The 12,852-nt window shown below is 58.8% G+C and carries 10 protein-coding genes; 5 read left to right on the top strand and 5 right to left on the bottom strand.

Annotated elements, in window-relative coordinates; genetic code table 11:
* Positions 1 to 97: 97 nt before the first annotated feature.
* From PQR63_RS09960 to PQR63_RS09975, 4 genes are all read right to left on the bottom strand, one after another.
* Positions 98 to 1,132 (bottom strand): FecR domain-containing protein, encoded by a 1,035-nt coding sequence (locus PQR63_RS09960; protein WP_408167705.1) that lies wholly within the window; start codon positions 1,130 to 1,132, stop codon positions 98 to 100.
* 2 nt (positions 1,133 to 1,134) lie between these two features.
* Positions 1,135 to 1,668: a sigma-70 family RNA polymerase sigma factor gene (locus tag PQR63_RS09965; RefSeq protein ID WP_408167706.1), complete on the bottom strand. Its 534-nt coding sequence runs from the start codon at positions 1,666 to 1,668 to the stop codon at positions 1,135 to 1,137.
* Positions 1,669 to 1,843: 175 nt separating this feature from the next.
* The gene (locus tag PQR63_RS09970) at positions 1,844 to 2,602 is read right to left on the bottom strand and encodes a response regulator (RefSeq protein ID WP_408167707.1); all 759 of its coding nucleotides are present in this window, start codon (positions 2,600 to 2,602) and stop codon (positions 1,844 to 1,846) included.
* A complete protein-coding gene (locus PQR63_RS09975) occupies positions 2,599 to 4,104 on the bottom strand; it encodes an ATP-binding protein (protein WP_408167708.1) in 1,506 nt (501 codons plus the stop codon). The genes PQR63_RS09970 and PQR63_RS09975 overlap by 4 nt, the downstream gene beginning before the upstream one ends.
* Before the next feature lie 217 nt (positions 4,105 to 4,321).
* On the opposite strand from PQR63_RS09975, the gene PQR63_RS09980 reads away from it, so the two are divergent.
* The 4 genes from PQR63_RS09980 (at position 4,322) to PQR63_RS09995 (ending at position 11,299) form a co-directional block, all read left to right on the top strand.
* A complete protein-coding gene (locus PQR63_RS09980; protein ID WP_408167709.1) occupies positions 4,322 to 5,635 on the top strand; it encodes an efflux RND transporter periplasmic adaptor subunit in 1,314 nt (437 codons plus the stop codon).
* 9 nt (positions 5,636 to 5,644) lie between these two features.
* Complete coding sequence (locus PQR63_RS09985; RefSeq protein ID WP_408167710.1) at positions 5,645 to 8,812, top strand: efflux RND transporter permease subunit; 3,168 nt, start codon at positions 5,645 to 5,647, stop codon at positions 8,810 to 8,812.
* On the top strand, positions 8,812 to 10,281 hold the full coding sequence (locus PQR63_RS09990) for an efflux transporter outer membrane subunit (protein ID WP_408167711.1): 1,470 nt from the start codon (positions 8,812 to 8,814) through the stop codon (positions 10,279 to 10,281). Before PQR63_RS09985 ends, PQR63_RS09990 begins: the two co-directional genes overlap by 1 nt.
* Before the next feature lie 154 nt (positions 10,282 to 10,435).
* The gene (locus PQR63_RS09995) at positions 10,436 to 11,299 is read left to right on the top strand and encodes a patatin-like phospholipase family protein (RefSeq protein ID WP_408167789.1); all 864 of its coding nucleotides are present in this window, start codon (positions 10,436 to 10,438) and stop codon (positions 11,297 to 11,299) included.
* Positions 11,300 to 11,471: 172 nt separating this feature from the next.
* Here the strand turns inward: PQR63_RS09995 and PQR63_RS10000 are convergent, their stop codons facing one another.
* Positions 11,472 to 12,074, bottom strand: coding sequence for a C40 family peptidase (locus tag PQR63_RS10000; RefSeq protein WP_408167712.1), 603 nt, complete (start codon positions 12,072 to 12,074; stop codon positions 11,472 to 11,474).
* Between the two features lie 231 nt (positions 12,075 to 12,305).
* On the opposite strand from PQR63_RS10000, the gene PQR63_RS10005 reads away from it, so the two are divergent.
* Positions 12,306 to 12,713 (top strand): GlcG/HbpS family heme-binding protein, encoded by a 408-nt coding sequence (locus PQR63_RS10005; RefSeq protein WP_094563024.1) that lies wholly within the window; start codon positions 12,306 to 12,308, stop codon positions 12,711 to 12,713.
* Positions 12,714 to 12,852: the final 139 nt, after the last annotated feature.

Here is a 12,852-nt window from a genome sequence, read left to right on the forward strand (position 1 = left end):
TGATCGGATAGCGTTGCGTGTTTTGTGCTTCTTATCTCGATGACACGCGGGATCCGCAAAAGGGGACACAGAAAAACAAAAAAGATGAAAATATTTTTTAAGACGAAAAAGGCGAAGGAATCACGGTCACCCAATAGCGTGAGCGGAACAGCACCGCGACCGGCAAGGTATCTGGCAAGGCATTGAGGATGCCATCGGTATTGTCGAGCTGAAAAGCCCCCGTGATACGCAAGGCGGCCACGTCGGGATCGCAACGCAACAGCCCGTTGCGATAGCGGCCGAGCTGGGCGAGGAAATCGTCGAGCCGCATGGCGTTGACGATCAGGCGACCGTCCACCCACGCGGTCGCATAGCGATCTGCGGGCTGGGGCGCATCGATCGTGGTGCCGGTGAAGCGGATCTGCTGACCGGCTTCGATGATGCGGGTGCGTTCGACTGCAACGGCAGGCCGGATTTCGACCGCGTGCTCCAATACCGTGACATTGGTCGAGGGCGCCAGCTGGGGATGGGTGTCGGCGGCCGATACGACAAAGCGCGTGCCCAAGGCCCGTACGTTGCCTTGGGCAGTGCGAACGATGAAGGGACGATTGGTGCCTGCTTGCAGCTCTTTCGACAGAGGGTCGCGCGCAGTCTCGATGAAGATTTCACCGGCGTGCAAATGCAGCAGGCGCTGTTCGCTGTCGAAGCGGACATCGACGGCGGTCGACGTATTCAGGATCAGCTTGCTGCCGTCGGCCAGCGTTACGGTGCGGCGTTCACCTGCGGCAGTGCGCAGGTCGGCACTCCATTGCTGCCACGGCAGTGTGCGGTACGACGCATAACCGACTGGTACCGACATCAGCAAGAGTATGGTCTTGAGCACTGCGCGGCGTTCCACGCGATTGCTGCGACCGAGGCTTTGCAGCGCGACACTGCCGGGCAGGCCGGCAAGTTTGCCGCCGATGGCTTCGGCACGTTGCCAGGCGCGTTCGTGTTCGGGATGCGCGGCGCGCCAGCGAGCGCAAGCGGCGATGTCGGCGGCGCTGACATGTTCGTCATGCAGTTTGACCAGCCATTGCGCGGCTTGTCTGGCGATGGAGCGGTCGGGCGGGCCGTTTCGTTCGGACAGGGAAGATTGCAAGGGTGAGGCCATGTTCAGCTTTCCTGCATGATGCATTCTTCGAAGGCCTGCGCCATGTATCGCTTGACGGTGCGCAGGCTGACGTTCAGTTTGACGGCAATGTTGGCATAGGACATGCCTTCAAGCTGGGACAGCAGGAAAGCGCTGCGGGCCTGCCCCGGAAGTGTGTGCAGCATGGCGTCGATCTCATTGAGTGTTTCCAGGATGAGCAGGCGCTCTTCCGGCGAGGGCGCGTGGATTTCGGGGAGTTGCTCCAGCGCTTGCAGGTAGGCTTGTTCCAGCGACAGGCGGCGATAGTGGTTGAACAGCACGCGACTGGCAACGGTCGTCAGGTAAGCACGCGGCTCGCGTAGCGCCTGCAATGTCAGATCCGTAGACTGTTCGCGCTTGTGCGCAACGATGATGCGCACGAAGGTATCCTGCGCCAGATCGGCTGCATCCGCATTGCCGGAGACATGGCCCAGCTTGCGCCGCAGCCATGCGAGCAACCAGCCGTGATGGCTGTATAACGACTGCACGTGCAGCATGGATGAGTCGGTCGCCGCCATGAATTCCCCTAGCCCCCCGGCTTGTCTGTTCAGAAAACAATCTTATTAAATAAGAACTATTCTCAATTATACATGCCTGTGCGAATGTCATGCAATCAGGCTGGACGGGGTGTTGCAGGCAGGGGAAGGTAATAAGACGGCAATAAGAAGGGAATGGAGAAGTTAAGAGCTGCGCTTACGCCAGCGTGTCTGCGGGTGGCAGCTCAAATACGTAGCCGACGCCATAAATGGCCTGAATCGCGTTGTGGCCGGGGAAGAATGGTTCGAGTTTGCGCCGCAGATTCTTGATGTGGGTATCGATGGCGCGGTCGGTGACGGAGCGGTATTCGTCATGGACATGGTTGAGCAACTGGTCGCGTGAAAAAACCTGACCCGGTGCAGCTGCGAATGCTTTGAGCAGGCGAAACTCCAGCGGCGTCAGGTTGACGGGCGCACCATTGATGCTGGCCTGATGGCGTGCGTCATCAATCTGCAGGGGCGACGATGAAAATGCCGCGTTGTCGTCGCTGCCTTCCGTGGAAACTTCCTGTTCGCGGCGGCTGCGGCGCAGCATGGCTTTGACGCGCGCCACAATTTCACGCGGGCTGAACGGCGTCTTGCTGATGTAATCGTCCGCACCCAGTTCCAGACCGCGCAAACGGTCTTCCTCTTCTGCACGTGCGGTGAGCATCAGAATCGGCACGTCGCTGAAACGCCGCAGCTCCTGACAGATCTGCCAGCCATCACGGCCGGGCAGCATGATGTCGAGCAGCACCAGATCCGGTTTTTGTGCCTGTACCTGCGGCACGGCGTCGTCGCCATGCGCGACGTGCCGTGAGGTGTAGCCGGCGGCAGCGAGATATTTTTGCAGTAGCTCCGCCAGTTTGGGTTCGTCCTCCACGATGAGGATGTCGGCTGCCTTGGGCGCTTCGAACTGAAAGGCAGGCGTGCTCATGCCGGGTTCCCTTCTGCGATTCCGCCTTCATGGACTGGCAATCTGACGGTCACGCGCAAACCGCCCAGCGGCGATGCTTCAGCGCGGATGCTGCCCTGATGCGCGTCGACGATGCGGCGGCAAATCGCGAGGCCAAGACCGGCGCCGCCGCTGGCACGATTGCGCGACGCTTCGACGCGATAGAAACGTTCGAACAGGCGATCTAATGCAGCGGCATCGACACCCGGTGCGCTGTCGTCGAGCTGCACGATCCAGTGTTGCTGATCGCGCCGGCAACTGAGCGCTAACTGACCAATGCCATTGTTGGCATCGCTGTGAGCATCCGTGTAGCGCAGACTGTTTTCAAACAGGTTATTGAATAACTGTTGCAGGCGACCGGCGTCGGCATGCACCGGCATGACATCGGGAAATGCGTCCGCTTGCAAGTTCAGGCCGCGCTTGCGGAACATGTCCTCGTAGCTTTGCATGGTCGTACGCAGCAGCAGTGCAAGGTCGATGTCGGTCTTGCGATACGTGAGTGCGCCGGCATCGGCCAGCGACAAGTCGTAGAGATCGTTGACCAATTTGTTCAGATGCGTCACCTCGCTCTTGAGTGAGCGGATAGTGGATTCGTCCGGTTGCAGTAAACCGTCCTGCACCGCTTCGAGCTGGCCGTTGAGGATGCCGAGAGGCGTGCGCAGTTCATGCGAGACATCGGCCATGAACTCGCGGCGCAGTTTTTCGTTGCGCTCCAGCGTCATGGCCAACTGATTGAAATCGCTGGCGAGGCGGCCGACTTCGTCCTCGGTATCGACGGCGACGCGGATGGTGTAGTCGCCGCCGGCCAGTTTGTGCGTGGCGCGTGCTACTCGCACCAGCGGTTTGAGCAGCACGCCGGAAATGCGCATGACGATCAGGCCGACCAGCATCAGCGCAACCAGACCGATCAGCAGATGCGCCACGAGCTGGCTGTGCTGGAAGCGCAGGTCGGCCGAGCCGATGACGTTCTGAAATGGTGTCTGGGCGACCCAGCCGACGATTTCGCTGTCGCGCATGACCGGGCGTATGCGCGCATCCGGACCGATATAAGGATTGCCAATCACCAGTTTACGCTGGGCGTCGAGCAAGGAAAACCGCATCGGCACGCCGGTCAGATCTGACTGCGACGGCATGTGTTTGGTGTCGGCATTCTTGGGCAGGGCGGCTGTGATGGTAATGGCATCGTCGTGATCGACGATGATGGGACGCAACAGGTCAAACCACGCGCGCGGATTGTTGCTGATGAAATCCCAGCTGCCGTTGGCGCGATAGGCTTCTTCGATGCGCGGCATCAGGGCTTCCATGCGATCCTGGCTTTGCTCGTTCAGATAGCCGAGGAAGTCGCGGTTGAAAATGTAGCGCGCAGTACCGCCCATGGCCAGAATGATCACCACGATTACCGCCAGCATGGCGTAGAACAACTTGAGGCGAATACTGGCTCGCGCAAAGAAGCGCTGGTAGATGCCGGAGGCGGTAGAGGACATGAGCTTGAGCACAATGAAAAAGTGGGGTAGCGCACGCGCGTCGCTAGCCGGGACAAGCTGCTAGGGTAGCAAGTTCACGGCTGTCAGTGGCGATATTTTGCAATCCTCACTTTCCTCATATTTCCTCCACAATTGATTTTTATGATGGCAAGTCCGATAGCTCATTGCGCCCGGACGATGCCTTCTTGATAAGGCGGAGACGGGCTGAAAGTCTCCGATGCATCCAGAAAACAAACAAATTGCTCTATCTGCACCCCGTTCTTTATTCGTGCGTCCGCTGCGCCTGGCAGTCTGTGGCGCGGCCATCATGCTGGCGCTGGCCGCCTGCTCCAAGACGGCCGACAAACCGACGGCCGGCACGCCCGAGGTCGGCTACATCGTGGTTCAACCGCAGCGCCAGGCCTTGTCCACCGAGTTGCCGGGCCGCACCACTGCTTATCTGACTGCGGATATCCGTCCGCAGATCGGCGGCATCATCCAGAAACGCCTGTTCAAGGAAGGTTCGACTGTCAAACAAGGCCAGGCCTTGTATCAGATCGATCCGGCCAGTTATCAGGCCGCCTATGACAGCGCCAAGGCATCGCTGCTGAAAGCCGAAGCGACGCTCAACTCATCGAAGTTGAAAGCGCTGCGCTATGCCGAGCTCGACAAGATCGATGCCGTCAGCAAGCAGGACAACGACGATGTGCAGAGCACGCTGCGCCAGAATCAGGCCGACGTCGAAGTGCAGCGCGCCGCAGTGAAGAGCGCCGCCATCAACCTCGATTACACGCGCATCATGTCGCCGATCTCCGGCCGCATCGAAAAATCCACTGTGACGCCGGGTGCGCTGGTGGTGGCGCAGCAGACCACGGCGCTGACGACGGTGCAGCAGCTTGATCCCATTTATGTCGACGTCACGCAATCCAGCGTTGACTTGCTGCGTCTGCGCAAGGAACTTGCCAGCGGCAAGATCAGGAAGAACGGAGAGAACGCGGCGCCAGTGAAGATCCTGCTGGAAGACGGCTCCACCTACGCGCAACAAGGCAAGCTGGAGTTCAACGGCGTCAGCGTCGATACCGGCACCGGCATGATTACCTTGCGCGCAGTCGTGCCTAACCCGGAAGGCATTCTGTTGCCGGGTGCGTATGTGCGCGCCGTGTTGGAAGAAGGTGTCAGCGACAATGCCATGCTGGTGCCGCAGAAGGCCGTCAGCCGCGACGCCACCGGTACGGCCACTGCGCTGGTGCTGGGCGAAGGCGGCAAGGTCGAGCAGCGCATCCTCACCGTGGAGCGCGCCATCGGCAACAGCTGGTGGATCAGTGCAGGCCTCAAGGCAGGCGACAAGCTGATCGTCGACGGCTTGCAAAAGGTGCGCAACGGCGACGTGCCGCGCGGCATCGACATGAGCGACACGCTCAATGCGGCGAAGAGCGGTGCGGCAACTTCTCCGGCTCCTGTGGCTCCAGTTGCAGCGACTCCTGCAGCAACGACTCCTGCAGCAACGACTCCTGCCGCAACGACTCCTGCCGCAGCCGCGGCAGCGAAGTAAGGGGCGCACATGGCACGTTTCTTTATTGACCGGCCCATCTTTGCGTGGGTCATCGCCATTGTGATCATGCTGGGTGGATTGCTGTCGATCAGCAATCTCTCGCTGGAGCAGTATCCCGATATCGCTCCGCCCAAAGTCAACATCAGCGCCACCTATACCGGCGCTTCCGCCAAGACGCTGGAAGACTCGGTCACGCAGGTGATCGAACAGCAGATGAAGGGCCTCGACAATCTGCAATACATGTCGGCCAGCTCCAGCTCTGCCGGCAGCGCCAAGGTCACGCTGACCTTTACTGCCGGCACCAATCCCGACGTCGCGCAAATGCAGGTACAGAACAAGCTGCAGCAAGTGACCGCGCGTCTGCCGCAAGCCGTGCAGAACAACGGTGTGACGGTCACCAAAGCATCCACCGATATCCTGATGGTGATCTCGCTGACCTCGGGTGATCCGCGTGTGACCGCGACCGACATCGGCGACTTCATCAGCAGCACGCTGACGGATCAGATCAGCCGCGTGGAAGGCGTGGGCGATGTCAGCGCCTTCGGCACCAACTATGCGATGCGCATCTGGCTCGATCCGGCGAAGTTGCAGAAATATGCACTGATGCCGTCTGACGTTACCGCGGCATTGGAAGCGCAGAACACCGAAGTCTCCGCCGGCGAAATCGGTGCCTTGCCGGCCGTGCCCGGCCAGCAGATCAACGCGACTATCACGGCGCGCAGCAAGCTGACCACGCCGGATGAGTTCCGCAACATCATCGTCAAGTCATCCAGCGATGGCTCGCTGGTGAAACTCTCTGACGTAGCGCGTGTGGAACTGGGTGGCGAGAGCTACCAGGTATCGTCGCAACAAAATGGCAAGCCCTCGTCTGCGCTCGCTATCCAGCTGGCGACCGGCGCCAATGCGCTGGCGACGTCCAAAGCCGTTCAGGCCAAGATGGCCGAACTGGAGCCGTACTTTCCTGCATCGATGAAGCTCAAGAGCAGCATCGCTTACGACACCACGCCCTTCGTGCGCGTGTCGCTGGAAGAGGTTGTGAAGACGCTGATTGAAGCGGTTGTGCTGGTGGTGCTGATCATGTATCTGTTCCTGCAAAACATCCGCGCTACCTTCATCCCGACCATCACCGTGCCGGTAGTGTTGCTGGGTACCTTCGGCGTGCTGGCGATCTTCGGCTATTCGATCAATACGCTCACCATGTTCGGCATGGTGCTGGCGATCGGTCTGCTGGTGGACGATGCCATCGTGGTGGTAGAGAACGTCGAGCGACTGATGAGCGAAGAGAAACTCAGCGCCAAGGAAGCCACGCGCAAATCGATGAAAGAAATTACCGGCGCGCTGGTCGGTATCGCGCTGGTGTTGTCGGGCGTGTTTGTGCCGATGGCATTCTTCGGCGGCTCGACTGGTGTGATCTACCGTCAGTTCTCGATCACCATCGTCGCGGCCATGAGCTTGTCGGTGCTGGTGGCGTTGACACTGACGCCGGCCTTGTGTGCGTCGCTGCTCAAGCCGCATGAGCCTGGCTCACATGGTGCCAAGCAAGGACGTTTCTTCACCTGGTTCAATCGCACCTTCGACCGTAGTGCCGGGCGCTATCGTTCCGGCGTCGGCGGTCTTCTCTCGCGCGGTAAGCGCGGTCTGCTGGCCTATGCCTTGGTGGTGGTGGCAATGGGCGTGTTGTTTGTACGCCTGCCGACTTCCTTCCTGCCGGAAGAAGATCAGGGTGTGTTGATGGCGCAGGTTCAACTGCCGACCGGTGCGACCATGGAGCAGACCAGCGCGGTCGTGGCAACCTTGCAAGACTACTTCCTCAACAAACCGGACGTGGTTGAGTCCGTGCTGGCGATCGTCGGCTCCGGCGTCGGCGGCAATAGTCAGAACGGTGCACGTGCCTTCATCAAGCTCAAGGATTGGAGTGAACGTACCGGCACCGGCAATTCGGCTGCTGAGCTGGTGCGGCAGGCCAACGCCGATCTCGGCAAGATCCGCGGCGCGCGGGTGTTTCTGATGAGTCCTCCGGCCGTGCGTGGGTTGGGGCAGAGCGCAGGTTTCGATTTTGAGATCAAGGACGTGGGCGGTGTCGGCCATGACGCGTTGGTCAAGGCGCGCGATCAGTTCCTGCAACTGGCGCGGCAGAATCCTCGTCTGGCCAACGTGCGCACGACCGGTCTGGACGATACACCACAGCTCAAGGTCAGCATCGACGACCGCAAGGCGGATGCGCTCAGCATTTCCACCAGCGACGTCAACGCCACGATGGCGACGGCGATGGGTGGCACTTACGTGAATGACTTCCTCAACAACGGGCGCGTGAAGAAAGTGTATGTGCAGGGCGATGCACAGTTCCGCATGCAGACCGAGGATCTGAACAAATGGTATGTGCGCAATTCTGCCAGCCAGATGGTGCCGTTCACGGCGTTCACGACCAGCAGGTGGAGTTTCGGCCCGTCGCTGCTGGAGCGTTACAACGGCGTGTCGTCATTTGAAATCGTCGGCGAACCGGCAGCGGGTGTGAGCTCGGGTGACGCCATGACGGAAGTGCAGAACATCGCCGCGCAACTGCCGGCGGGCGTCGGCTACGAATGGACCGGTTCGTCCTATCAGGAAAGGCTCTCCGGCAACCAGGCGCCGATGCTGTATGCGATTTCCATTCTGTTCGTATTCTTGTGTCTGGCGGCGCTGTATGAAAGCTGGTCGGTGCCGTTTGCGGTGATTCTGGCGGTGCCGCTGGGGATTATCGGGACGGTGTTGCTCACAGGTGTACTGGGCATGTCCAACGACGTGTATTTCCAGGTCGGCTTGCTGACCACGGTTGGCTTGTCGGCGAAGAACGCGATTCTGATTGTCGAGTTCGCCAAGCAATTGCATGAATCCGGAAAGTCCCTGTGGGATGCCACATTGGAAGCGGTGCAGTTGCGTTTGCGTCCGATCCTGATGACGTCGCTGGCGTTCATGTTCGGTGTATTGCCGCTGGCGATTGCGAGCGGCGCGGGTTCCGCCAGCCGTCGTGCTATCGGTACCGGCGTGCTGGGCGGCATGCTGTCGGCGACGATACTCGGGATCTTCTTCGTGCCGTTGTTTTATTACCTGATCGGCACCTTGATGGACAAGCGCAAAGCCAACGCAGAAAAGAAGAGAAGCGCAGAGTCGACTATGGATGGAAAGGAAGGCGTGTGATGCGCATCAAGACGAATCAGAAGACCGCATCGCGGCAATCCGCTCGATCCATTCCGGCACTGACGTCGGTATTGTTGGCGGCGATGCTGTTGGGTGGCTGCGTCAATCTGGCGCCGCAATATCAGCAACCGGCAGCGCCGGTCGCCGGCAATTGGACGCAGACCGTAGATGGCAAGAACCTGGTCGCTGCACAAGGCAGCACGGCCAATGCCGACGACATCGGCTGGCGCAGTTTCTTCATCGACGAACGCTTGCGCGAGGTGATTGCGCTGGCGCTGCAAAACAACCGTGACTTACGCGTTGCCGCACTCAATATCGAAAAGGCGCGCGCGCAATATCGGATCACTGACGCTGATCGCTATCCAGCGGTCAGCGCCACGGGTACGGGCACCGCAAGCCGTACGCCGGCATCACTGTCAACTTCGGGAAATGCGACTACTTCACGGCAGTACAGCGCCACGCTGGGAGTGAGTGCCTACGAGCTGGATTTTTTCGGCAGACTGAAGAATCTGAGCGACGCTGCGTTGGAGACCTACAAATATCAGGTCGAGACCCGCCGCAGCACGCATATCAGCCTGGTCGCTGAAGTGGCGACGGCGTGGCTGACGCTGGCGTCGGATCGTGAGCTGTTGCAACTGGCGCAGAACACGTTCACGAGTCTGAGTCGCACCTATGAACTGGGCAAGCGCTCTCACGAGATCGGTACCGCGTCCGGCGTTGATCTGGCGAGTCAGGAAGCCAGTATGGAATCAGCGCGTGCCGATGTCGGCCGTTATACCAGCCTGGTAGCGCAAGACGCTAATGCCTTGAATCTGCTGGTGGGCGCGACGCTTGAATCACGTCTTTTGCCGGATCGTCTGCCGGACACGGCTTCGACTTTATTGGGAACGCCGGCGGCACTGCCTTCGGAAGTCTTGTTGCGCCGTCCTGATGTCTTGGCGGCGGAGCACACATTGATCGGCGCACACGCCGACATTGGTGCGGCGCGTGCAGCATTTTTCCCGAGTATCAGCCTGACGGCCAATGGCGGTACGGCCAGTCGCAGCCTGGGCGGCTTGTTCAATGCCGGCAGCGGATCGTGGAGTTTTGCGCCATCGATCAATCTGCCGATTTTCAACGCCGGCAGCAATCGGGCCAGTCTGGATGCAGCGAAGATCACGCGCGATATCGACGTGGCAACGTATGAGAAGACGATTCAGACCGCTTTCGAAGAAGTGGCGAATGCATTGGCCGAGCGCAGCACACTGGATCAGCGTCTGGATGCGCAACAAAAGGTCACTGCCGCCAACGAGAAGAGCTACAGGTTGTCGGATGCGCGCTATCGCAATGGCATCGACAGCTATCTTTCTGCGCTGGTGTCGCAGCGATCCCTCTACAGCGCGCAACAGACGCTGATCGCTTTGCGCCTGACTGAGCAAAGCAATCGCATCACCTTGTACAAGGTGCTGGGCGGCGGCTGGAACGAGTGATTGTTTCCAAATCAAGGTCTGGGCCGGGCGGGCGTTTAAGCTAAAATGGCTGCGCCCGTTCGGGCTGAGATTCTCTGCTCTCGAAAACATGTCTGTTTTACATCGCGTCGTCGCCGTACTTTCCCTTTCTCTTCTGGCTGCTTGCAACAGCCTCATGCCGTCCAAGTCGGCCGCTCCGGTCGAGACGTCTCCGGTGACGCCGGTTACCGCACCGACTAAACCGCCGCAGAAGCCGCGTATTGCTCTGGCCTTGGGTGGCGGTGCTGCGCGCGGCTTTGCGCACGTGGGCGTGATCAAGGCGCTGGAGTCGCAAGGCATCGTGCCTGATATCGTCGTTGGAACCAGCGCAGGTAGCCTGGTCGGTGCTTTGTATGCGGCAGGCAATAATGGCTTTGCTTTGCAAAAGCTGGCGCTGGATATGGACGAGGCAACTATTTCCGATTGGTCGGTGCCGTTTTTCTCCAAGGTGAGCGGTGTGTTGAAGGGCGAGGGCGTGCAGACGTATGTGAATCGCTCCGTCAACAATCTGCCGATCGAAAAATTCAAGATTCCATTCGGCGCGGTGGCGACGGATTTGAAGACTGGTCAGCCGATTCTGTTTCGCCGAGGAAACGCCGGCATTGCGGTGCGTGCGTCGTCCGCCGTACCGGGTGTGTTCCAGTCGGTGAAGATCGGCGATCACTATTATGTGGACGGCGGACTGGTGGCGCCGGTGCCGGTGCATTTTGCGCGCGAGATGGGTGCGGACTTCGTGATTGCGGTAAATATTTCTGCACAACCGGAGGCGCAGGCGTCATCGAGTTCTGTCGACGTGATGCTGCAAACCTTCGCCATCATGGGGCAGAGTATCAATTACTATGAATTGAAGGACGCCGACATTGTGATCCAGCCGGGCTTGGGGGCGATGAAGGGCAGTGACTTTGCCGGACGTAATCTTGCAATTCTTGCGGGCGAGCAGGCGGCGATGAAGATCATGCCGGAGCTGAAGGCTAAGTTGAAGGCTAAGGGCGGAAACTGATGCTGATGTGTGTGCGGCAACGCTTTGCGGCATTTAACGATGCGCCAGAGCTCGCCAGGTATTCAGGGATGAGTTTTAAGGCGGTTCGGAGCCAGTACTACTAATAAGAAGAAGCGCTGGTTGAATCTGGGGAGAGCGCAGGAGTCACAATCCTGGACTCCTTATGAAATGCTTATTGCTGATCTTCTGCAGTTGCAGAGATGCGGCGTGCACCATTAAAGCGCTTTTTCCAGTAGGCGACATCCATGTCTTCGATGCGCACTTGTCCGCCGGCGGATGGCGAGTGGATGAATTTGCTGTCGCCCAGATAAATGCCGACATGCGAAAAGCCGCGGCGCAGGGTGTTGTAGAACACCAGGTCACCGGGACGCAGGTCGACTTTGTCGACCTTTTCGCCGACGCGGCTGATTTCAGCCGATGTACGCGGCAAGTCAGTGCCCAACGCTTCCTTGAAAACATAACGCACCAGGCCGCTGCAATCCAGGCCGGTTTCCGGTGAGGTGCCGCCGTAACGATAGTTGATGCCGAGCATGCTTAATGCCTGGACAGCTAGTTCGGAAGCGCGGTTGGTGATGTCGTGCAGTTTGGCGAGAGCGATGGTCGCTTTGCCGGGAGGAAGAGGGTCTTGCTGAGATTGCTGAATCTGAGGGATCTGCTGGATAGGGAGTTCGATGCTCCAGGCGGTACTGCAGAACCAGAACCCGGCAGCCAGCACGCATGCTTTTGCGAGGTGACGTCGGTATCGGTTGGTTTTTGCAGCGCTGCGTGTTGTCATCAAGACATTTCCCTATCGGTATGACTGCTGGAATGTAAACAATTTCATCGACAATGTCAAAAGCTTATTTCGTGGTTTCCTACAAAAATTGTAATAAAGTCAATGCCTTACGCGTGTAGGACGATGCCCTCATTTAGGGCGCAATGCCCGAGGTTTTGCATATTTTGTGCCAGCGGGGCATTCTCGCCTTACAATCAGCATTCTTTTTTACTTGAGACATTTGGGAGCATCATGCAAACGAAACCGTACCTGACCCTCGACGACCTGAAAAAAATCGCTGCCGGCGCCGAAGCTGAAGCCAAGGCTAATAACTGGGCAGTTGTCATCTCCATCGTCGACGATGGTGGTCATTTGCTGTGGTTGCAACGTCTGGACGGCGCTGCACCGGCTTCTTCGCATATCGCTCCGGCCAAGGCCAAGACCGCTGCGCTGGGTCGTCGCGAAACCAAGATTTATGAAGACATGATCAACAACGGCCGTGTCGCATTCCTGTGCGCACCGGAGCTGGATGGTCTGTTGGAGGGCGGCGTGCCTATCGTTGTTGACGGCCAATATGTCGGCGCCGTCGGCGTGTCGGGCGTGAAGTCGTCGGAAGACGTGCAGATTGCCAAGGCAGGTATTGCTGCTTTGGGTCTGTAATCGTCTGATCTGACGCTAATTAATTGATTTTTAGCCGGTTTTTGCTAACCGGCAAAGTCTTGAAATGCGCCTTCCGGCAATCTTAGGATTTGCTGGGGGGCGCATTTTGCGCTATAATCGAGCGGTTTAGCTAATTTAA

It is taken from the genome of Herbaspirillum rhizosphaerae, from assembly GCF_046025915.1.
GTDB lineage: Bacteria > Pseudomonadota > Gammaproteobacteria > Burkholderiales > Burkholderiaceae_D > Herbaspirillum > Herbaspirillum rhizosphaerae_A.